The organism is Robbsia andropogonis, from assembly GCF_034047095.1.
Taxonomy (GTDB): Bacteria; Pseudomonadota; Gammaproteobacteria; order Burkholderiales; family Burkholderiaceae; genus Robbsia; species Robbsia andropogonis.
In genome coordinates, this window is record NZ_CP139170.1 from 2,179,202 (window position 1) to 2,202,997 (window position 23,796).

A 23,796-nucleotide genomic window follows, 5' to 3' on the forward strand; every position below is an offset into this window, starting at 1 on the left:
CCTCACTCCGCCTCAAGCGTTTCACCACGATAAAAAGACCTGTACGGCACCAAGCCCTACAGGTCTTTTTTATGCTTAATCGCCGCGACCGTTGCGCAGGAGTGCCGACATCGCGGCTACTTCGCACCTCAACGGCGGTGTTAGCCCACTCGCTTACGTGCGTTCTGGAAAATACGCATCCACGGGCTGTCGCCCTCACCAGCAGCCCATCCCTCCGGATGCCAACTCATCGTCACCGAACGGGCGACCCGTTCCGGATGCGGCATCAACACCGTGAAACGGCCATCTGCGGTAGTCACCGAAGTCAGGCCGCCCGGTGAACCGTTCGGGTTCAATGGGTACTGCTCCGTCTTCTGGCCACGGTTATCGACATAGCGCAGCGCACCCAATACCTTTGCAGCATCGCCTTGCTTCGAAAAATCCGCAAACCCTTCGCCATGTGACACTGCAACAGGAATCCGCGAACCCGCCATGCCCTCAAAGAAGATCGACGGCGATGGCGTCACTTCCACCGTCGCAAACCGCGCTTCGAACTGTTCGGATTTGTTGCGTGTGAAGTTCGGCCAGTGCTCCGCACCCGGGATCATCGACGCCAGGCTAGACATCATCTGGCAGCCGTTACACACACCCAGGGCGAACGTATCCTGACGGCCGAAGAAAGCCGCGAACATGTCGGCCAGTACTGGATTGAAACAGATCGTCTTGGCCCAGCCTTCGCCAGCGCCCAGCACGTCGCCGTAGGCAAAGCCGCCGCAGGCCACCGCGCCGGCAAAATCTGCCAGGGTCGCACGCCCTTCGATCAGGTCGCTCATGTGGACGTCCCGCGCCTCGAATCCGGCCCGGTCGAACGCATGCGCCATCTCAAGATGCGAGTTCACGCCCTGCTCGCGCAGAATCGCGACGCGCGGACGGGCGGCGCCAGCCCGAATGAACGGGGCGGCAACGTTTTCTGCGATGTCGAACGTCAAGACCGGCGAGATACCGGGATCCGCCACATCGGCAATCGCCTCGAGTTCCGCATCGGCACATGCCGGGTTGTCACGCAGGCGCGCGATGCGCCAGCTGACATCGGTCCAGAGGCGTTGCAAGTCCGTACGCGCGGCATGATAGACGCGCTTCGCATCGCGGTAGATCTCAATATCGCCGCGGTCGTTCAGTTTGCCGATCTGGTGACTGCACGCGGCAAGCCCCTGCTCGCGCAGGACCGCGAACACGGCATCGCGCTCGCTTGCGCGGATCTGCACCACGGCTCCCAGTTCTTCGTTGAACAAGGCGCGCAGCGTGCGGTCGTGACGCCGACCCGACGTCTGCTTCGCCCAATCCTTGGCATCGCCGAAATCGGATTCGTGATCCGGGTCCAGTGTCAACATGTCGACATTCAACGACACGCCAACGTGGCCGGCAAAGGCCATTTCCGCGACGGTCGTGAACAGGCCACCATCCGAGCGGTCGTGATACGCGAGCAACTTGCCGTCGGCGTTTAATTGTTGCACGGCGGTGAAGAAGCGCTTCAGGTCTTCACTGTCGTCCAGATCCGGTGCCTTGTCGCCCATCTGCTGCGCGACCTGGGCCAGGATGCTACCGGCCATCCGGTTCTGCGCGCGACCGATGTCGATCAAGACCAGCAACGTCTCACCCACGGTCTCGCCACGGAACGTGTCGTCCGCGCGACGCAGTTGCGGGGTCAGGTGCTGACGCACATCAGCCACCGGCGCAAAGGCCGAAACGATCAACGTCACCGGCGCCACCACTTCCTTGGCCGTCTCGCCGTCTCGCCACTGCGTGCGCATCGACAGCGAATCCTTGCCGACCGGAATCGACAGGCCGAGCGCCGGGCATAGCTCCATGCCAACGGTACGCACGGTATCGTACAACGCCGCGTCTTCGCCCGGCGTGCCGCACGCCGCCATCCAGTTCGCCGACAGCTTGATCGATGTCAAGGCATCGATCGGTGCCGCCGCAATATTCGTAATCGCCTCGCCAATCGCCATCCGGCCCGACGCCGGGGCATCGATCACCGCCAGCGGCGCGCGCTCGGCCATGGTCATGGCCTCACCCGCGAAACCACGATAGTCCATCGTGGTAATGGCGCAGTCCGCAACCGGCACCTGCCACGGGCCTACCATCTGGTCACGCGCACTCATGGCGCCCACGGTCCGGTCGCCAATGGTGATCAGGAAAGATTTGCTGGCAACCGTCGGATGCGCCAACACACCTTCCACCGCCTGCTCCAGCGTCATGTCGTCCAATACCAGCGGCGGACAGCGTCGGGCCTCCCGGCGCACGTCGCGGTGCATCCTCGGGGCCTTGCCGAACAACACATCCATCGGCATGTCCACGGCCACATCGCCATCGACCCTGGCATCAGCGCCCTGGGCGAGCTGCGTTGCCCTGGCCAGTTTCAGTACCTGCTCATCGGTTGCAATACCGACGATTGCCATCGGACAGCGCTCACGCCGGCAAATGCCTTCGAACCGTTCCGCGCTTTGCGGCGCGATGGCCAATACATACCGTTCCTGTGCCTCGTTGCTCCAGATCTCGCGCGGCGCGAGGCCGGACTCCTCAAGCTGGATCGCATCGATCGCGAAGCGGGCGCCGCGGTTGGCACCTTCCACCAATTCAGGAAACGCGTTCGACAGCCCCCCCGCACCCACATCATGAATACTCAGGATCGGATTGTCCGCGCCCAGTTGCCAGCAACTGTTGATCACTTCCTGCGCCCGACGCTGGATTTCGGGGTTGCCGCGCTGCACCGAGTCGAAGTCCAGTTCAGCCGTGTTGGCACCGGTCGCCATGGAACTCGCCGCTCCGCCGCCCATGCCAATCCGCATGCCGGGCCCCCCAATCTGAATCAGCAACGTGCCGGCGGGAAGGTCGTTCTTATGCGTATGGCTATCGTCGATATTGCCGATACCGCCGGCGATCATCACCGGCTTGTGATAGCCCCGCACGGTGCCGCCAACGTTCTGCTCATAGACGCGGAAATAACCGGCGAGATTGGGTCGGCCGAATTCATTGTTGAAGGCGGCGCCACCCAACGGACCATCGGTCATGATCTGCAACGGCGAGGCGATTCGGTCCGGGCGACCATAGCCATCATCCACCAATGCGGCATTGCCCGCGCCATCGGCGAGCGCTTGCGTGCGTTGGGCGAATGGCGTCGCGGCATCGGCTGCCGTCTCCCACGGTCGCGCGGCATCCGGCAAGCGCAAGTTCGAAACGGAAAAACCGGCCATCCCGGCCTTCGGCCGCGCACCACGGCCTGTCGCGCCTTCGTCGCGGATTTCGCCGCCCGCGCCGGTGGACGCGCCCGGGAACGGCGAGATCGCCGTTGGGTGATTGTGTGTTTCCACCTTCATCAGCGTGTGCGTCAGCGCTTCGCTGGCCGCATAGACCTGGCCCTCACCGCGCGGGAACCAGCGCTGTACCGTCGTGCCCCGCATCACGGCCGCATTGTCCGAATAGGCGACGATGGTGCCTTCCGGATGCAACTTGTGCGTATTGCGGATCATGGCGAAGAGCGACAACTCCTGCGCTTCGCCATCCACCGTCCAATTCGCATTAAAGATCTTGTGGCGACAGTGTTCACTGTTGGCCTGGGCGAACATCATCAATTCGACGTCGCTAGGATTGCGGCCCAATTGCGTGAATGCGTCGACCAGATAGTCGATTTCGTCATCCGCGAGCGCCAGGCCCAGCGTCGCGTTGGCCTCTGCCAGCGCCGCGCGACCGACACCGATGACATCAACTCGCGTCAGCGGTGCGGACGGCAGTTCGTCGAACAGGCGATATGCCTGCTCGCGATCCGCCGCGATAGACTCGGTCATGCGGTCGTGCAACGCCGCGTGAACGGCGTCGAGCGAGGCGGCGTCCAGCGCCTTGCGGCCGCCGAGCAAACCGGTCTTCAGGAAAATCGTGAATTCGACGCCACGTTCGATCCGGCGCACATGTTGCAAACCACAGTTGTGCGCGATATCGGTCGCCTTGCTCGCCCATGGCGAGATCGTGCCGAAGCGCGGCAATACCAGCACCGGCAACGCAGTGCCTTTGGGCGCATCGGTGGCAACGGCCGGTTGGCCGTACTCCAGCAACGCATCCACGACGCGGACCTGTTCCGGCGTGAGCACGGCGTCACTGTGCACGAAATGCAGATAGACCGCGCTGACATCGACGATATTCGCGTCGATCGCCTTCAGCGTCGCGAGCAAACGGGTCTTGCGGAAATCGGAGAGGGCCGAAGCGCCGGGAAAGCACGAGAAATGGGCCATTGAGCGGAAATGGATGCACCGCGCGGGCGCGGCGGGAAACGAAAGGAAGACAAGGATTATACCGCGCCTGACGCCCCGGACGGCCGGGTTCTTGCTACGCTGCAACACTGGCCGGACAACGAATGTCGGACGTGCACAACTTATCTGATGGTTCGTCAGGGGCGGAGACGTTATCATGGCGCCCCGGTGCCCAAGGGAAAAATCTTGAAATGAAGCAATTCGACCTGATCGTGATTGGGGCCGGCATCAGCGGCATGGCCGTCGCGATGCGGGCCATCGAGGCCGGCATGCGCGTCGCCGTCATCGACGAACATGCGACCGTCGGCGAAGGTGCGTCCTTTTTCCACAGCGGGGTCGCGTTGCCCTCTCCGCTGGACCCATGGTATGGGCCGGATGCGCCGATGCCGACGCCCGGCGGCGTGCCGTGGCGCCGCGCCGCGCGCGAACGGGCCAGCAATGCACTGCGCCACGCGAGACTGGCACCGTGGGAAGCGCTGATCGCGCAATCCGCGGCACGGCTCGATACGCTGGCGCAGGTCCACGGTATCGAACACGAGCGACGTGACGGCGCGCTGTACGTCTGGCGTAACGCGGTGGAATTCGAGCGGGCCCAGGCGTTGCTCGTGGATTGGCCGAAGAACGACGCGCCTCCCGAGGCACGGAACACGACCTCACACGCCACGCCAAGCGATATCGGCGGCGATGACGCGGTCGATCATGTCGCCACCGATGCTCAACACGCGCGCACCGGGAAGTCAGCCCAGGCGCTTGCCGATGTTGACCTAGAAGGCAATGGCGCGCCCGGCAACACACCACCAGGAACCGCGCCGCGTTTCGACCTCCACGGCCATGCCCCACGCGTGCTGGACGCGCAAGCCTGCCGGGCCGCCGAGCCGGCACTGGAGCATGCCGAAGCGCTGGCAGGCGGCATCGCGTTCGACACACTGTCCAGCGGCAACGCCGCGGTGATGGCGAAGCGAGTCAAGCAATTGCTGGACGCCGCCGAGGTAACGTTTTTCCTTGCGCGGCAGGCCCTTCGCGTCGAGGTTCACAACGATGGCGTCGATGTGTCCATCCGCCCCGCCCAACAAGCCGGGGGGGCGTTCTCAGGCGTACAGGCCCGCGGCTTCACCGCGCCGTCCACCACTTCTATCTTAGGAGTGGATGCCCGACAATCGGATGCGGCGCGACATGTCGAACAGGTCCATGCATCGCACGTGGTCATCGCCGCCGGCGCGGGCAGTGCGAAATTGCTCGGCACCGCCGGCGTCCCATTGCCGCTGCAGCGCGTCACGCGCACGGTGTTGACCGGTACGGTCCTGCGCGAGGACTACGCGCCGCGGCGCTTGCTGATAGATGCCGAAAACAGCGTGGCCATCGTGCGCTTCGATCGCCGCGTGCGCGTCAGCGCCTGCCTCCGAGGACCGGCCACCACCACGATCGGGAAGGTCAAGAACAAAGCGGCCGCTCTCCCTCCCGGCCCGGCTAAAAAAGCCCTGCAAGCGATGCCGGCCCAGCTCCATGCCTGGCGCGACACGCTCGTGCCGGGCGCCGCACGGTTCGATGCCGGCGTCGGCGAGTCCGTGGCACTCGTCGGCGCGGACGGCCTGCCGGTGATCGGCACGCTAAAGACCCGCCGTGGCGAAAACCGCCTGCATGTGGTCCTGAGCGGTGCGCATCGAGGCTGGGGGTTGGCATTTGGCGCGGCCGATCTGCTTTTCGCGCAATGGCCATCCGGCCCGCATGCCGCGATGGGTAGCATGCGCGACGACAACCGCACACAAGCCATCGAAGCGAATGCCCACCCTGTGACGGAAGAGGGCATGGCGGGCGATGGCGGAGCCGCATGGGTCGCCGCCACCGCGGCGGATCGCTTCGACCCGAGTACGCGCATGGCGCTATCCCCCGCGCGCTTCGGTCACGGTTGACGCAGCAGGGGCATCCGCATAAGGCGTGACCGGACACACCTCCGTCGTGGACACCGCCCATCCGGTGTAAGGTGAGAAGATCGTTCACCATTGATTGCCACCATGTCCGCCGGTCCCGTTCCTCCCACGCCGCTCACGCACAACGATCGTCGCGCGGCGACGCCTCCTGACGACGCTGGCGGTCCGGCGAACACGCAAGGCTGGTTTCCAATCGACACGCACCGCCTGGCGTGGCCGCTCGCGACGGTCGCGGACCTCCGCACCGTGGAAGCACGCGTCATGCAAAGCGCGGGATCGCATGTCTTGATGGAACGGGCCGGTGCCGCGACGGCAGACTTCCTGCTGCGTCAACGCCGCACCAGGCGCCGCCCCGGCAGCGACGACGACCATATCGCCGCAACCGGGACACCCGGTGCTGGCTCTCCCGGCACCGACGATCACGACTTGGCATCGACACCGATCTGGTTTTTCGCAGGGCCGGGAAACAACGGCGGCGATGCGCTGGTGGCGGCCACGCGGCTGCATCGTCTGGGCGTACCTGTGCGCGTCACACTTCCGGCGCCCCCCACCCATGGCGATGCACTCTGGGCGTACACCGAGGCGCGCCGCGACGCGGTGCCAATCCAGCAGGACGCTCCCGACGATACGCAATGCACCGCGCTTCGCGAAGGCGGATGGTGCGTCGATGGTTTGTTCGGCATCGGCCTCAACCGTCCGGTAAGCGCGCCGTACGACCAATATATAAAGCTGATCAATGCACTAGGCGAACACGGCACGCACGTGTTGGCGCTGGACATCCCGAGCGGCCTGGACGCGATGACCGGCCAGTGCGTATCGCCCGCGTCGGACAATGATTGCGCGGTGTATGCCACCCATACGCTGAGTTTCATTGGCGCCACGCCCGGCCTCTTCACCGGGAAGGGACGTGACCACACCGGCGCCTTGTTTCTATCACCGCTGTCCTTGCCGGATTTCATCGTGCGGGCGCCATCGACGCTTGCCACGCCATCCGCCTACCCTTTCATCGATGCAACCTCCGCGCAAGACGCACGCGTCAGAAGCGATAGCCAGCCAGTTGCGCCGCTGCAATTGAACGCGCCATCGCTATTCATGCATTGCTTCAGGAAGCGTCGACCGTCCTCGCACAAAGGCACATTCGGCAGCGTCGCGATTATCGGCGGCGATACGGGCACCTGCGGTGCGGCCATCCTTTGCGCCCGCGCTGCGCTTTATGCGGGCGCGGGACGCGTACACACGGCATTGATCGGCGAAGGTGCGCCGCCGTACGATCCTCCACATCCTGAAATCATGCTGCGTCGCATCGACGCCATCGCGCTCGACACGATGGATGCGCTGAGCATCGGTCCCGGCCTTGGTACGTCGGCGCGTGCGGGCGACATCGTCAAACGCGTTTTGCATGACGTCGTGGGGGAAGATTGCCGGGCGTTGCTGGATGCCGATGCGTTGAACGTGATCGCCCGCGATGCGGCGCTCTGCGCCGCGGTGGCAGCCGCCGGCAAGTGGCTTGTCATGACACCTCATCCAGGAGAAGCAGCGCGGCTGCTCGATATCGGTACGCGGGACGTCGAGCAAGATCGACTCGCCGCGGCCCGTGCGCTGGTTGAACGGTTCCGCTGCACGATCGTCTTGAAAGGTTCCGGCACATTGATTGCCGCGCCGTCCTTGGCGGCAGCCACCGCTTCCGGCACGGCCACGGCCACGTCATGCGGCGATATACCGGAGAGCGTCGTTTCCGTGGACATCGTGCTGAATACCACTGGCAATACCGGCCTGGCCACCGGCGGTAGCGGCGATGTGTTGAGCGGCGTAATCGGCGCGCTGCTCGCGCAGGGCCTGCCATCGAAAGAGGCGGCATTAACTGGCGTGTACCTGCATGGCCTTGCCGCCGAGACACTGGCGGCCCACGGTGACGGTCCCGCAGGGCTGACAGCGGGAGAGCTGGCACCGATGATCCGTCGACTGCTGAATACCCATCTGCGTGAACACGGCTTGATCGTTGGTTGAACCCGCTGCCCGGCGTACTTTGGCATCGCGATTTATACTTGACCGATAGTGTTGAAACGGCACCCCTGGCAACCGCGCACCCTATAGCGCCTTCGCGCCTGAACCTGACAGACGGCACCCGGGCGCACGTGTTTGCTCACCACAACAATGAGACAAACTTATGACATCACATTCGCCAAAGACCGCTTCCGTGCCGGTACTTCCCAGTTGGGCCGCGCTCCGTGCGCATTACGATCAGATTCGTGACGCCCGGTTGCGCGAATGGTTCGATCCGGCGCAGGACCATGCGCCCACGCGTGCCGAGCGCTACACATTCGACGGCGGCGGTCTATCGATCGATTTCTCCAAAAACCGCATTACCGACGAGACATTGAAACTGCTGACGCAGTTGGCACGCGACGCAGGGGTCGAAGCACGTCGCGATGCCGTATTCAAGGGCGACATTGCAAACCCGACCGAAGGACGTCAGGTATTGCATACCGCATTGCGGGCGACAGACCCGGCATCGCCGTATTTCGCGCAAGTGCAAGCCGAACGCAAGAAAATGGCGGCGTTCGCCGAGAAAGTACGGGGCGGCGAATGGCGCGGGTATAGCGGCAAGCCGATCCGGCACATCGTGAATATCGGGATCGGCGGTTCGGATCTCGGGCCGAAGATGGTTTGCCATGCGCTACACCATCTCGCGGATCCAGAGATCACGACGCACTTCGTATCGAACGTAGATGGCGCGGATCTGCAACGCGTGGTTGATCAAATCGATCCTGAAACGACGTTGGCCATTATCGTCTCGAAAACATTCACGACGCTGGAGACGATGACCAACGCACGCTCGCTGCGCCAATGGTTCGTACAAAACGGCTGCCCCGAGGACAAGTTGCATCATCACTTCGTTGGCGTCTCGGCAAATTCGAACGAAGTGGTCAAGTTCGGTATCGCTCGCGACAACGTCTTCGAAATGTGGGACTGGGTCGGTGGACGCTACTCCCTGTGGAGCGCGGTTGGCCTGTCGATCATGCTATCGGTTGGTCCGACACATTTCGATGCCTTGTTGGCTGGCGCGGCCGAAATGGACCAGCACTTCCGCGATACGCCACTGGAACGCAACCTCCCGGTGTTGATGGCCTTGATCGGCATCTGGTATCGCGATATCTTCGAATCGCAAAGCGTCTTGGTCGCCCCCTATTCCGAAGCGTTACACTACCTGCCTTCCTACTTGCAGCAGTTGGAGATGGAAAGCAATGGCAAGTCGGCGCGACTGGATGGCGATCCGGTGCGTGAACCCACTGCCGCGGTGATCTGGGGTGAGCCGGGAACGAATGGACAGCACGCGTTCTTCCAGATGCTGCACCAAGGCCCCACGCTGATACCGATTGATTTTATCGCTGTGCTGACGCCGGAACATCGCTTCGTCGACCATCATGCAAAATTGCTGGCCAACTGCTTTGCACAAAGCGAGGCATTGATGCTCGGCCGCACGCTGGAAGAAGCGCGCAAGATCGCCGGCCCGGACAACCCGGATCTGGCGCCGCACCTCGCCTTCCCCGGCAACCGTCCAAGCACGACGATCATTCTGGATGCATTGACGCCGCATGCTCTCGGTGCCCTGATTGCGCTCTACGAACAAAAGGTGCTCGTACAAGGCACCATCTGGAATATCAATTCGTTCGATCAATACGGCGTCGAGCTTGGCAAGGTGTTAGGCAAGGTCGTCGAGGCTGACCTCGAAGGCAAGAGCAACGGTCAACACGACTCGTCGACCAGCGCATTGATCGCGCGTGCGCGTGCGGCCCTTCAAGCAAACTAAAATACGCCATCGTCGCTACCGATATCACGCGCGATGTGGCCGGTAAAGCGGTCCCCGCTAGGCCGCGAGCAACTTGCCGGCGCGCATCGTGAGGATACGATCGCAGCGCCGTGCCAGTTGCAAGTCATGCGTGACGAGAACCAGCGTCGCGCCCTGGTTCCGGTTCATGTCGAACATCAGCGCGCTGACAGCCTCGCCCGTTGCCGCATCAAGACTCCCCGTGGGTTCGTCCGCGAAAAGCACTGATGGTGTGGTCACGAACGCGCGCGCCAGTGCTACCCGCTGTTGTTCGCCGCCCGACAAAACACGAGGATAGTGCGCGATACGCCCTCCCAGCCCCACCTGGTCAAGTAATGCCCTTGCTTGTTCACGTGCTTGCCGACGGGACACGTCACCCCGCAATTCAAGCGGTAGCATGACATTTTCAAGTGCGGTCAAATGCGGCATCAGTTGGAATGCCTGAAATACGAAACCCACACCTCGTGCGCGAACCGCCGCACGTGCATCCTCGTCGAGAGCGCCCAGTTCTTGACCAAGTAGACGGATGGTGCCGGCGCTGGCCGTATCCAACCCGGCAAGCAAGCCCAGCAACGTCGATTTTCCTGAACCTGACTCGCCGACGATCGCCACTGTTTCGCCTGCATCGACGTACATATCGATATCATCCAATATGGACAATTCACCGGATGCATCCACCACGCGCTTGCTGACGCCCTCCACTGCTATGACCCGACCTGATTCTTTCCGCATGGATTCCTGCATAAGTGCCCGCTTGTTTTCCCGCATGAAAACCCGCTTGAAGGTGGTCAGTAGACACTCGTCGACGGCGATCATGCGCCGACGGTCTGTCATGCCCGCCCCCGCTACCGTGATGGGCCTGGCACTCGCGCTTGCCTGTGGCATCACCACGCCATCGCTTTATGCGGGAGGCGCGCCACAATCCCGGATGGAACGCAAGCCCGGCGCAGAGGCAACCGTCCCACCGGAGGCCGCCTCCCAGACCATTCTAGTCTTGGGCGACAGTCTCTCCGCAGGCTACGGCCTGGCACCGAACACAGGCTGGGTGGCACTATTGCAGCAACGCCTTGCCGATAAGCCGGTGGGTAAAAATCATTATACCGTTGTCAATAGCAGCATCAGCGGGGACACAACGAGCGGCGGGCGAACCAGGCTGCCGAGCGCATTGTCGCGCACGCATCCTGCTGTTGTCATCGTCGAACTGGGCGCGAACGACGCGTTGCGAGGACTGCCAATGTCAGTGACGCGCGCAAACCTAGAGGCGATCATTGAAGCAAGCCAGGCGGCCGGTGCACGCGTCGTACTGGTCGGCATGCAAATTCCACCGAATTACGGACCGGTGTACACGCAAGCATTTTCTTCCCTCTTCCCAATGCTGGCAAAGCAGTATCACACCTCGCTGGTCCCATTCTTGCTTGAAGGTATCGCCGACAAACCGGAGATGTTCCAGGCGGATCAAATACATCCCCTGGCAAAAGCGCAACCGGTATTACTTGAAAACGTGTGGGCACCGCTGTCTCCGCTGTTGAAATGACCCGCTTTGGTGGGCGGAAGGCGCGGCGCCCGGTCACGATTGGCACGCTTTGGCACAACTACAAGGAGATGAAGACGTGAAATTTATACCGACCCTCATGGCAGCAGGTGCACTGGTCGCACTGGGCGCATGCGCAACCCATCAACCTACCATCAGCTCAGTAGGCAAGAGCGCGAAACCGCCGCAAGCCGTGGCACAGTGCATTGCACAAGGCTGGGCCGATAAGACCCAAACACCCATCGTCTCGCAAACGGCGATTGCCAATGATTTCGGCGTCGACGTACTGGTTCCCGGCCAACCACCGGGGGGGGACGCCGCCGTGGTTCGCCAGGCACCTGGTGGCCAGGGTACATGGGTTGGCTATCGCTCGACAACCAACGCGGCACCTGACCCATCCGTTACCGCAGCAATTAGTAGCTGCCTCTGATTTTCGGATTGCAACACAACGCATAGCCGACACCCCGTCGGCGGCAATCAAAAAAACCATTGCTGCATCACCGATTCGCGGCCCTGCACATGCCGCGAATGGTAATAAGCAATGGTTTTTTTACGTCCTCGTGGCCGCTCAGTTTCCTGAGCCGCCATCCTGCTGCTGCGATATGTCACCGGACAGATCGTAGATCTTGACAGATGCACGCTTGCGTAACGCTGTGAGATAGGCGTCGTTTTCGGCTTGTCCTTCCATCTGGGAAAGCTGCGCTTCGATCTGCGTCACCTGCGCGGGGTCGGCGGCGGCACCGCCGCTTACCTTCGTGATTTCATAGATGGCATAGCCGCCATCTGGCACATCCACACCCACGAACACCGGCAGTTTGCTGGCGTCCGCCTTGAACACCTCGCCCAACACTGGCTGCGATAAACCCTGCGGGTTCGAACGTGTCACGGACGTCACTGGCGAAAAACCCGCGGTGCTCACGCTGTTTGGCGACTTGCGCAATGCCTCAAGCTTCGCGGCACCGTCCTTGCGCGCGAGCAACGATGCCTGCTCGTCGACCACCTTGTTGCGTGCCGCTTCCCGCACTTGATCGAACGGTTGCAACGCCGCTGCCTGATACGACGTTACCCGCGCCGATACCATCGTATTATTGCCAAGGTCGATCGCCGCCGTATTGTGCTTGCTCTTCAACGCGTCGTCGCTGAATACGGCTGCCAGCAGCTTGGGATTATTCGCCGGATCCGCTGCATTCGCATTCGGTGCCGGACGACGTGTCACCGTGGCTGTCTTGATTGCAAGGCCATACTTGTCCGCGGCAGGCTTCAGACTATCCGCTTGCTCATAGACAGCATTCGAGAAGCCCTCTGTGTCGGCCGCGTACTTGTCCGTGCCAGCCTGTGCTTGCAGCGTCCGGACAATCGCGTCGCGTACGTCCGCCAGCGGTCGCGTGACCGTCGGCTTCGTATCGGTGACTTCGATGATGTGATACCCGAAATCCGATTGCACCAGATCGCTGATCTGTCCCTTTTGCAGGGCGAAAGCGGCGTCGGCAAAGGGCTTCACCATCATCGAATGATCGAAGAAGCCGAGGTCCCCGCCCTTGTCGGCCGAGCCGGGATCCTCGGACTCTTTCTTGGCAATGGCCGCGAACCGGTCAGGATGCGCCTTCACTTCCTTCAGCACCTCCAGCGCATGCGCCTTCGCTTTCGCCCGCACGTCGGCACTGGCGTCCTTCGGCACGGCAATCAGGATATGACTCGCACGAACCTGGCCTTCGGATTGGTACTGTTTCAGATTGGCCTGGTAATACTTTTGAATGTCCGCATCACTCGGTACCGATGCCGCGGACAACGCCTGGGCGCTCAGCACGACGTATTCGATCCGCGCTTGTTCGGGCGTCGTGAAGTCCGCATGGTGGGCATCGTAGTAGGCTTTGATGTCCGCCTCGCTTGGCTGGGCCTGCGCTCGGTAATCCGCCGCTCGCAGGACGAGGCCTCGCACATCACGCTGCTGCGTGATCATGGCGTTCAGTGATTGCGCCAACGCCGCGGGAATGAATGCGGTATTGACGATGTTCTGTGCGATCTGCTGGCTTGCAAGCTGGAAACGCTGCATCTCATCGAGCTGCGGACCGCTGAGGCCTTGTGCCGCCAACAGTTGCGCATAAGCCTGCTGGTCGAAACTGCCGTCGGGGCGTTTCAAGGAGGCGATCGCCGGAATGCTCATGATCGACTGACGCACGGCGTTGTCACTGGCCGTGAGGTTCAAGTCGCGCGTGTTCTGTGCGACCAGTTGCTGCCGGATCATGTTATCAAGGATCGAGCGGCGCATTGCCGGGGTATCGAACGTCGATGCATCGTAGCTTGCACCCAGCATCTGCTGCGCCCGCTGGTTCTGGTCGCGCACCGCGGCATCGAATTGTTGTCGCGTGATGATGTCGCCATTGACCTTGGCCGCGTTGGCGCTGTCGTCCCACATGCCACGGAAACCCTGGATACCTACCAGGCCCAGACCAGGTACGACGAACAGCGCCAAGATGATCATCATCAGGCGGCGATGGCTACGGATGAAATCTAACATGCTTACCGAACCAGGAGGAAAGACCGAATATTACCTCAGGCGGCCTGCGCAGTCGTCGCGCGGGCCAACAAAACGAGGAATCCGCCGGCATATATCTTGCTGCCAGGCGCTAAAAACAAAAAACCCGCAGAGCAAATGCCGTGCGGGTAGTCTTTTCTGCAGGCAGTGCGCCCACACAGAATGCACCGGGGAAAAATCTCATCTTTTCACGCGGCTGCGACGCTGGTTGCAATCGCGGCATCGCCGGCTCGAACGTGGTGGGTGCTGAGGGGCTCGAACCCCCGACCTACGCCTTGTAAGGGCGCCGCTCTACCAACTGAGCTAAGCACCCGTTCGAATGATTCGCAGCGAAGACCAAAATTATCGTCGTAATGAACTGTCACTGTCAAGCAAAATACGCACGAATCAACACCGGACATCCAAGGCAACCGCCGCACAGGCAACGGACCGTCGGCGACTCAATCATCCAGCAGCGATACGTCACGTACGGCGCCCTTGTCCGCTGACATCACCAGTTTGGCGTAGGCCTTCAATGCCGAGGAAACCTTGCGCGGGCGCGGATTGGCAGGCTTCCAGCCCTTGGCGTTTTGTTCGACCCGACGCTCAGCGAGTACCTCGTCGGACAGCAATACATCGATTGTGCGATTCGGAATGTCGATGCGGATACGATCACCATCGCGAACGAGACCGATTGCACCACCTGCTGCCGCTTCCGGCGAGCAATGCCCGATCGACAGACCGGACGTTCCACCGGAAAACCGGCCATCCGTCAGTAGCGCACATGCCTTGCCCAGACCCTTTGACTTGATATAGCTCGTGGGATAAAGCATTTCCTGCATCCCCGGACCGCCCTTCGGACCTTCATATCGGACGATCACGACATCCCCCGCCTGCACCTTGCCCGCAAGGATGTTCTCCACTGCTTCGTCCTGCGATTCCGTGACGTGCGCGGTCCCTTCGAACACCAGGATGCTTTCGTCCACGCCAGCCGTCTTCACGACACAGCCGTCACGGGCGATGTTGCCGGTCAGGACGGCGAGCCCGCCCTCCTTGGAGAACGCGTGTTCATATGAACGGATGCAACCCTCGGCGCGATCCAGGTCCAGGCTCGGCCAACGCGTGTTCTGGCTGAACGCCACCTGCGATGGGACACCTGCCGGACCCGCCATGTAAAACGTGCGAACCGCTTCATCCTTGGTCCGGACGATGTCCCACTGGTCGAGTGCATCTTTCAACGTGGGCGTATGCACCGTTGGCACATCGGTGTGCAGTTTGCCTGCACGATCGAGTTCGCCCAGAATCGCCATGATGCCGCCGGCACGATGTACATCCTCGATATGATACTTGTTGGTATTTGGCGCGACCTTGCACAATTGCGGCACGATGCGTGACATCCGGTCGATATCGGCCATCGTGAAGTCGATCTCCGCTTCGCGGGCAATGGCCAGCAAATGCAGGATCGTGTTCGTCGAGCCGCCCATCGCGATATCCAACGTCATCGCATTTTCGAATGCCTTGAAACCCACCGAGCGTGGCAGCACGCGCGTATCTTCCTGCTCATAATACCGACGCGCCAGACCGACGATGCCCTGGCCTGCCCGCTTGAACAGTTGCTCACGGTCCGCATGCGTCGCGACAACAGTGCCGTTCCCCGGCAGCGACAAGCCCAACGCCTCGGTCAGGCAATTCATCGAGTTCGCGGTGAACATGCCCGAACACGAACCGCACGTCGGGCACGCGGAGCGCTCGACTTCCGCGACGTCCGCGTCCGAATACGATGTGTCCGCGGCAATCACCATTGCATCGACCAAGTCGAGCTTCTTGAACTCCATCGTCTTGGTAACCGGATTCGCCAGGCGCGTCTTTCCCGCTTCCATCGGCCCCCCCGAAACGAAGATGACCGGAATGTTTAGCCGCATGGCGGCCATCAACATGCCTGGGGTGATCTTGTCGCAATTGGAAATGCATACCATCGCATCCGCGCAATGGGCATTGACCATGTATTCAACAGAGTCGGCGATGATGTCGCGGCTCGGCAGTGAATACAGCATGCCATCGTGTCCCATCGCGATGCCATCATCAACGGCGATCGTGTTGAATTCCTTGGCGACACCGCCAGCGGATTCGATCTCGCGTGCAACGAGTTGGCCCAAGTCCTTCAGATGGACGTGACCCGGGACGAATTGCGTAAACGAGTTGACTACCGCAATGATCGGCTTGGAGAAATCCTCGTCTTTCATGCCGGTGGCACGCCACAGCGAGCGTGCCCCGGCCATGTTGCGGCCGGCGGTAGAAGTTTTAGAACGGTATGCGGGCATGATAGGGACAGATAAAAATCGCGAAAAGGAACCGGGCCTTGGGATGCGGCCCCTTGTGCGCCCTTGCGAACAACCTCTTGAGCCGCACCATGGGCAAACCTCCTGATTATACTCCCCCGCTCTCAGGGACGCGCCTGGCCGCCATCAACTGCTGAACAGCCATGCATCCATACTTGTGCGGGTAACGACCACCGCGTGGGCAAAAAAAAACCGCGATCTCTCTTCGAAATCGCGGTTTTCATGCGGCAAGCGCCCTACTCGATACAACACGCTTTGATGCAGGAGGCGGCACGCCCTAAGGCCCGCCGGCCAGCATCAATGCTTCACAACACCGCTGGTGGGGCGCGGCTCCGCCGCGGCTTCCGCTACGGGTACTTCTTTCGGCTCTTCATCCGGCAGCGCGTCAGGCACCCGTTCCAACGCCATTTCCAGCACCTTGTCGATCCAGCGGACTGGTACGATCTCGATGTTGTTCTTCACGTTGTCCGGAATGTCCGCCAGGTCCTTGACGTTGTCTTCCGGAATCAGCACCAGCTTGATACCGCCACGATGCGCCGCCAGCAGCTTTTCCTTCAAGCCGCCGATCGGCAATACTTCGCCACGCAACGTGATTTCACCGGTCATCGCCACATCCGCGCGAACCGGAATGCCAGTCAGTACAGACACCATGGCCGTCGTCATCGCCGCGCCGGCGGACGGACCATCCTTAGGCGTCGCCCCTTCCGGCACGTGGATATGCATGTCACGCTTCTCGAACGCGTCGTCTCGTACCCCCAGCTTGCGAGCACGGCTACGCACGACCGACCGCGCGGCTTCCACGGATTCCTTCATCACGTCGCCAAGCGAACCCGTCCGAATAACCGCGCCCTTGCCAGGCATCGTCGCCGCTTCGATGGTCAGCAAGTCGCCGCCCACTTCCGTCCACGCAAGACCCGTCACCTGACCGACTTGGTTTTCCTTTGCTGCCAGGCCAAAATCCACCTTGCGCACGCCCAGGAACGTGTCGAGATTCGTGCTATTGACGGTGACCGATTTCTCGTCCTTCTTTAGCAGCAGCAACTTCACGACCTTACGGCAAATCTTCGAGACTTCACGTTCGAGCGACCGTACGCCCGCTTCACGCGTGTAGTAACGAATGATGTCGCGAACCGCACTCTCCTCGACAACGATCTCGCCTTCCCTGAGACCATTGTTCTTTTTCTGCTTCGGCAGCAAGTAACGCTGCGCGATGCTGACCTTCTCGTCCTCTGTATAACCGGACAAGCGGATCACTTCCATCCGATCCAGCAACGGCGGCGGAATGTTCAGAGAGTTCGAGGTCGCAACGAACATCACATCGGACAGATCGAAATCCACCTCAACATAGTGATCCGCGAACGTATGATTCTGTTCCGGGTCAAGCACTTCCAACAACGCTGACGACGGATCACCGCGGAAATCCATGCCCATCTTGTCGACTTCGTCGAGCAGGAACAGCGGATTACGCACAGCCACCTTCGACAGGCTTTGCAGGATCTTGCCCGGCATCGAGCCAATATATGTCCGGCGATGCCCACGGATCTCGGCCTCATCGCGCACGCCGCCCAATGCCATGCGGACAAACTTGCGGTTTGTTGCTCGCGCAATGGACTGGCCGAGCGATGTCTTACCAACACCCGGCGGCCCGACCAGACAAAGAATCGGGGCTTTTACCTTATCTACCCGTTGCTGGACCGCCAGATATTCCAGAATGCGTTCCTTGACCTTCTCAAGACCGTAATGATCTTCGTCCAATACCTTTTCGGCATTCGCCAGGTCGTTGTTGACCTTGCTCTTCTTGCGCCATGGCAAGCCTACCAGAATGTCGATGTAATTGCGCACCACCGTCGCTTCCGCCGACATCGGTGACATCAGCTTCAGCTTCTTCAACTCCGCATCGGCTTTCTTCTTGGCTTCCTTCGGCATCTTGGCATTGACGATGCGCTTCTCGAGTTCTTCGAGATCCGCCCCTTCCTCGCCTTCTCCGAGTTCCTTCTGAATCGCCTTGACCTGCTCGTTCAGGTAGTACTCGCGCTGGCTCTTCTCCATCTGACGCTTCACACGTCCACGGATACGCTTTTCCACCTGCAGAATGTCGATTTCCGACTCGAGCTGCCCAAGCAGGTGCTCAAGTCGCTCGATGACGGGCATCATCTCCAGCACATTCTGCTTTTGGTCCAGCTTGAGCGGTAGATGCGCGGCGATTGTATCCGCCAAGCGACCCGCGTCGTCAATGCCTGACAGCGAGGTCAGAATCTCCGGCGGGATTTTCTTGTTCAGTTTGACGTATTGATCGAATTGGGAAACGATCGCGCGGCGCAGCGCTTCCGTTTCGGCGCTATCGGCACGATCCGGGTCGAGCGGCAGCGCTTCGCAAGTGAATTGCGTTTCTTCTTCTTCGATCGATATCGTCTTCGCGCGCTGAATACCTTCCACCAGCACCTTGACGGTGCCATCGGGCAGTTTCAGCATTTGCAGGATGTTGGCAACACACCCTACCTCATGCAGATCTTTTGCAGTCGGTTCGTCCTTGGCCGCGGCTTTCTGAGCAACAAGCATGATGTGCTTGCCGCCTTCCATCGCGGACTCAAGGGCCTTGATCGATTTCGGACGCCCAACGAACAGCGGAATTACCATGTGCGGAAACACCACCACGTCCCGCAGCGGGAGCAGCGGCAGGCGGGTGGGTTCCGACGGGAGGAGTTGGGTTCCTGACATTTTCATTTCCCCATGAATGGAATCGGGTTTGAACCTAGTTGGGGTCGTTTGCGACCGCTTTCAAGAGCATCCTGCCCGGAAACCGGGAAGGCGTACCATTGTCAAGCGATCGCGGGAACGCAACGGGACAAAGAACGAAGATGCCGGTTAGGACGACGGGGCACATTTTTACGACAATCCGCACCATCGAGAGGTTGACGATAAGAACACGTAAAACAATTCGCCGGAGACCGGCCATGACGACAAGTCATACATCATATTGCCGGAGGCGCGCTGGTCGGCCGCTGGTGCACACCATCCAACACCATGAGTGACCATCCGCCGACCGGGCCGCGATCCAGGATCAGTTTGATCCCGAGACGCGTGGCGTTTCTTCATAAATCAACAGCGGCTTTCCGTCACCTTCGATGACATTCGCATCGATGATGACTTTTGAGACACCCTCGTACGTCGGCAACTCGTACATCGTGTCCAGTAACGCCTGCTCCAGGATGGACCGCAAACCGCGTGCCCCGGACTTGCGCCGAATCGATTTGCGCGCAATGGCATGCAGCGCATCGGGACGCAATTCGAGCTCGACGCGCTCCATCGCGAACAGCTTCTGATACTGTTTGACCACCGCATTCTTCGGCTCGATCAAAATCCGGATGAGTGCTTCCTCGTTCAGCGATCCAAGCGTCGCTACCACAGGCAAACGGCCGATCAGCTCTGGAATCAATCCAAACTTGATCAGGTCCTCGGGTTCGACTTCCTGGAGCACCTCGCCAGAGTCCCGCTCGAGCGCGGTCTTTACCGCCGCACCAAAACCAATGCCGGTCTTTTCGGTGCGGTCGACAATCACTTTTTCCAAGCCATCGAACGCACCGCCGCACACGAAAAGAATATTCGTCGTGTCTACCTGGATGAAATCCTGGTTAGGATGCTTGCGCCCCCCTTGGGGTGGCACCGAGGCCATGGTGCCCTCGACCAATTTCAACAATGCCTGCTGCACGCCTTCCCCCGATACATCACGGGTGATGGACGGATTAGCCGACTTGCGACTGATCTTGTCGATTTCGTCGATGTAGACAATGCCGCGCTGTGCCTTCTCGACTTCATAATTGCAGTTCTGCAGCAACTTCTGAATGATGTTTTCGACATCCTCGCCAACATATCCAGCTTCTGTCAGCGTAGTCGCATCGGCGATCACAAACGGCACGTCAAGCAGTCGCGCCAATGTTTGTGCGAGCAATGTCTTTCCCGAACCGGTTGGTCCGATCAGCAGGATGTTACTCTTGGAGAGTTCGACGTCGTTACCGCCCGGCGCGAGATGCTTCAGGCGTTTGTAGTGGTTGTGCACCGCCACCGCCAGGATCTTCTTGGCACGCTCCTGACCGATCACATACTGATCGAGGATCGTCCTGATCTCCTGCGGCGCCGGCAGTCCGGACTTCGCACTGTTGGATTCGTCTCCCGCACCGCTCGCCTCATCGCGAATGATCTCGTTGCAGAGATCGATACATTCGTCGCAAATGAACACCGAGGGGCCCGCGATCAGCTTCTTGACCTCGTGCTGGCTTTTGCCGCAAAACGAACAGTACAGCAGCTTTTCGCCGCTCGTTACCTTCTTGTCCGCCATAAGTATTCATGCCTCCGGACATGTTGACTTCATCATACGCCGATTCATCGGAAGCGGTAGGAAATGCGCATTCCGCGCCCCTCTACACGAACCATCCGGTCGAATAGGGATGCACCACCCGCCGGCCCTCGGCGACAATCCGACGTGGGCACAAGCCCTTCTCGCTATCGACAAATCGTTGATTCATCGCTTATTTCTCGCGCCGCAATGGTCAGGCGCCGAGCAACGAAGACCGCCACGCCTGTCATGATCGCGTGCTACGCCATGAGAACGCGACATCCGCGGCCGAGCGAAATGCATCTGGAAAACAACGCAAACAGATGCATTTTTGCGACTGACACGGCGAAAAACCCCATTCCTGGCAGTTTCAATCGCGAATGCGATGGTACCTGTACACCGCGCCGCCACGACGTTGGCTGGATCGAAACGTACTGACAGGGATAGGATTAAAACGCGAAACCAGGCGCGCGGCTTCCGCCGCCCCCTGGCGCGTCCCATCCTTTACCGTGTCGAGATCGATCGCAATAAGGGCAGCCCAATCCGGTAAATGCTACCGACTTAGCGCCCGTCATCCCGACCCCTCGCGGATGACGTACCCGTGAGCAACATCAGGGCCGCTTCGCCAACACCTCATCGATAAGGCCATAATCTTTCGCGGACTCACTGGACATGAAGTTATCGCGATCGGTATCGCTGGCGATCCGCTCGATTGGCTGGCCCGTGTGATGCGAAAGCAGCGCGTTCAGGCGCTCCTTCAAGTACAGGATTTCGCGCGCCTGAATCTCGATGTCGGACGCCTGCCCGCGCGCACCACCCAGCGGCTGGTGAATCATCACGCGTGCATTGGGCAGCGCACGACGCATGCCCTTCTCACCGGCAGCCAACAGGAAGGCGCCCATGCTCGCTGCAAGGCCCATGCATAGCGTGGATACCTTCGGCTTGATGAATTGCATCGTGTCGTATATTGCCATCCCGGCAGACACCGAACCGCCTGGACTATTGATATATAGCGAGATTTCCTTGTCGGGATTCTCGCTTTCCAGAAACAGCATCTGCGCCACGACAACATTGGCCGTCTGATCGTTCACTTCGCCCACCAGGAAGATGACGCGTTCCTTTAGCAGACGGGAATAAATGTCATACGCGCGTTCACCGCGACCGCTGGTCTCCACCACCATCGGCACCAGGCCGAGTGCCTTCGGTTCCAGGTCGGAAGCCGCGCGGGCGCCGTCAATTGCGGCGGAACCCCACTGCGCGGGATACTGCCAATTTTCGCGAAACGTCATGCGATCGATCCTTTGCGAGTATGTCTAGCAGGAATGAAACGTCTGAACCGGTGTCTCCGCATCGAAGCACACCGACGCGCATTGTCATCGTCACCCGCCCACGACAACAACCCGCGCACGTTCACCGGAGCGTACGGCCTTGCCGCCATGATACGCGGCTCGGACCATTCTTTCCTATATGGGGCCGTGCCCCGCACTTCACAATAGCCACGCGGCGCGATACATTGCCGCCACGCGGCATAGCGCACCGTACAAACGACAAAGGCGCGCCGCGGAAATCCGTGGTGCGCCCCCGCCGTGCGCTCATGCAACGTCGCTAGGGTCAGTGAGATCCCCGATCAGGCCGTTGCGCCCAGCTTTTCAAAAGGCACTTCCTCGTCCGTCACCTTTGCTCGCGACGTCACGAATTCAACGACGTTATTCTCGACAACATACGCTTCCATTTCGGACAACCGTTGTTGATTCGAGTAATACCAACGCACGACTTCCTTCGGATCTTCGTAGCTCTTCGCGAACTCTTCCACTTCCTTTCGGATCTGGTCCGGCTTTGCCTTCAAGTCGTTGGCTGCTACCAGCTCGGCCAGGATCAGACCCAGTTTGACGCGGCGCTCCGCCTGCTCGCGGAACATTTCCGCCGGAATCGGTGCATCCTTCGCGTTCGGCACGCCCCGTTGCTCCAGGTCCTGCCGCGCCAGTTCCACCAAGCGTTGCTGATCTTGTTCCACCAGCGCCTTCGGCACTTCCAGGTCCGTCGCCAGCTTCAACAACGCATCCATCACGCTGTTCTTCAACTCCGCCTGGGCACGACGCTTCGCTTCGCGCTCAAGATTATCCTTTACTTCCGTGCGCATCTTGTCGATGTCGCCGTCGGCCACACCCAGCGTCTTGGCGAACTCTCCGTCAAGCTCCGGCAACTGCGGCAGTTCGATCTGCTTGATCGTGACGGTGAACTGCGCGGTCTTACCGGCAACATCCTTACCGTGGTAGTCCTCTGGAAAGGCCAGGTCGAACTCGCGCGACTCACCGACACCCAAACCAATCGATGCCTTCTCGAATTCCGGCAGCATCCGGCCTTCACCCAGCGTGAAGACGAAATCTTCCGCCGAACCTCCGGCGAATGCCTCACCGTCGATCTTGCCGACGAAATCGACCGTCACCCGGTCTCCGTCCGCCGCCTTCTCGCCTTCGCCGCGCGGCGCGAACGTCACGCGCTGCTTGCGCAGGATATCCAGCGTGCGCGTCACTTCGTCATCACCGATATTGGTGACGGTGCGCTTCACTTCCGCCGTGGCAACGTCACCAAGCGTGATCTCGGGGTAGACCTCGAATGTCGCGTCAAACGCGATAGCGGCTTCGTCTGCGCCCTCGGCGGACACCTTCGGCTCGAAACGCGGTTGACCCGCAACCTTGAGTTTTTCGGCCTGCTGCACCTCGAAGAAAGCGCTGCCGACCTTGTCGCTCAGCACTTCCGCCTGGACTTGACCACCATATTGCGATGCAACCACCTTCATTGGCGCCTTGCCGGGGCGAAAGCCCGGCATGCGGAAGGTTTTCGCGATTTGACGCAGACGACCGTCAACCTCTTGCTGCACCGCATCGCGCGGCACCGAGATCGTGACGCGCCGTTCGAGCTTGCCGAGCGTTTCTACAACGTTTGCCATGGATTCCGATCCGTTCTCTTAAATTCTCGCCCGGGCGGTAGCGCCGCCTAACTCGCGCGGCCTTTCCGATGCCAAGATCCGCTAG

13 protein-coding genes and 1 tRNA gene are annotated in these 23,796 nt (G+C 60.6%); 5 read left to right on the forward strand and 9 right to left on the reverse strand.

Going from position 1 to position 23,796, the window contains the following annotated elements; translation table 11 throughout:
- Positions 1-140 precede the first annotated feature (140 nt).
- A complete protein-coding gene (gene purL / locus SJQ66_RS23075; RefSeq protein WP_320534596.1) occupies positions 141-4,268 on the reverse strand; it encodes a phosphoribosylformylglycinamidine synthase in 4,128 nt (1,375 codons plus the stop codon).
- Positions 4,269-4,477: 209 nt separating this feature from the next.
- On the opposite strand from purL, the gene SJQ66_RS23080 reads away from it, so the two are divergent.
- From SJQ66_RS23080 to pgi, 3 genes are all read left to right on the forward strand, one after another.
- Complete coding sequence (locus SJQ66_RS23080) at positions 4,478-6,196, forward strand: NAD(P)/FAD-dependent oxidoreductase (RefSeq protein ID WP_320534597.1); 1,719 nt, start codon at positions 4,478-4,480, stop codon at positions 6,194-6,196.
- 102 nt (positions 6,197-6,298) lie between these two features.
- Positions 6,299-8,221 (forward strand): NAD(P)H-hydrate dehydratase, encoded by a 1,923-nt coding sequence (locus SJQ66_RS23085; RefSeq protein WP_320534598.1) that lies wholly within the window; start codon positions 6,299-6,301, stop codon positions 8,219-8,221.
- A 160-nt stretch (positions 8,222-8,381) separates the two neighbouring features.
- Positions 8,382-10,025, forward strand: a complete 1,644-nt coding sequence (gene pgi / locus SJQ66_RS23090) for a glucose-6-phosphate isomerase (protein WP_024902993.1) — start codon at positions 8,382-8,384, stop codon at positions 10,023-10,025.
- 57 nt (positions 10,026-10,082) lie between these two features.
- Here pgi and SJQ66_RS23095 read toward each other — a convergent pair whose 3' ends face one another.
- Positions 10,083-10,775: an ABC transporter ATP-binding protein gene (locus tag SJQ66_RS23095; protein ID WP_024902994.1), complete on the reverse strand. Its 693-nt coding sequence runs from the start codon at positions 10,773-10,775 to the stop codon at positions 10,083-10,085.
- Between the two features lie 100 nt (positions 10,776-10,875).
- Between SJQ66_RS23095 and SJQ66_RS23100 the strand changes: the two genes are divergently transcribed.
- Entirely contained in the window at positions 10,876-11,577 is a 702-nt protein-coding gene (locus SJQ66_RS23100) for an arylesterase (protein ID WP_407691517.1), read from the forward strand.
- Positions 11,578-11,653: 76 nt separating this feature from the next.
- Positions 11,654-12,004 (forward strand): hypothetical protein, encoded by a 351-nt coding sequence (locus SJQ66_RS23105; protein ID WP_024902995.1) that lies wholly within the window; start codon positions 11,654-11,656, stop codon positions 12,002-12,004.
- A 138-nt stretch (positions 12,005-12,142) separates the two neighbouring features.
- Here SJQ66_RS23105 and SJQ66_RS23110 read toward each other — a convergent pair whose 3' ends face one another.
- From SJQ66_RS23110 to tig, 7 genes are all read right to left on the reverse strand, one after another.
- The gene (locus tag SJQ66_RS23110) at positions 12,143-14,092 is read right to left on the reverse strand and encodes a SurA N-terminal domain-containing protein (RefSeq protein WP_320534599.1); all 1,950 of its coding nucleotides are present in this window, start codon (positions 14,090-14,092) and stop codon (positions 12,143-12,145) included.
- A gap of 255 nt (positions 14,093-14,347) precedes the next feature.
- Positions 14,348-14,423 (reverse strand) — tRNA-Val (locus tag SJQ66_RS23115).
- 127 nt (positions 14,424-14,550) lie between these two features.
- Positions 14,551-16,410: a dihydroxy-acid dehydratase gene (gene ilvD / locus SJQ66_RS23120; protein WP_024902997.1), complete on the reverse strand. Its 1,860-nt coding sequence runs from the start codon at positions 16,408-16,410 to the stop codon at positions 14,551-14,553.
- Positions 16,411-16,725: 315 nt separating this feature from the next.
- On the reverse strand, positions 16,726-19,146 hold the full coding sequence (gene lon / locus SJQ66_RS23125; RefSeq protein WP_024902998.1) for an endopeptidase La: 2,421 nt from the start codon (positions 19,144-19,146) through the stop codon (positions 16,726-16,728).
- Positions 19,147-19,489: 343 nt separating this feature from the next.
- Positions 19,490-20,764, reverse strand: coding sequence for an ATP-dependent Clp protease ATP-binding subunit ClpX (gene clpX, locus SJQ66_RS23130; protein WP_046153041.1), 1,275 nt, complete (start codon positions 20,762-20,764; stop codon positions 19,490-19,492).
- A gap of 608 nt (positions 20,765-21,372) precedes the next feature.
- Positions 21,373-21,942: an ATP-dependent Clp endopeptidase proteolytic subunit ClpP gene (gene clpP / locus SJQ66_RS23135; RefSeq protein ID WP_236693505.1), complete on the reverse strand. Its 570-nt coding sequence runs from the start codon at positions 21,940-21,942 to the stop codon at positions 21,373-21,375.
- Positions 21,943-22,388: 446 nt separating this feature from the next.
- Positions 22,389-23,711 (reverse strand): trigger factor, encoded by a 1,323-nt coding sequence (gene tig / locus SJQ66_RS23140; protein WP_036009241.1) that lies wholly within the window; start codon positions 23,709-23,711, stop codon positions 22,389-22,391.
- Positions 23,712-23,796 lie beyond the last annotated feature (85 nt).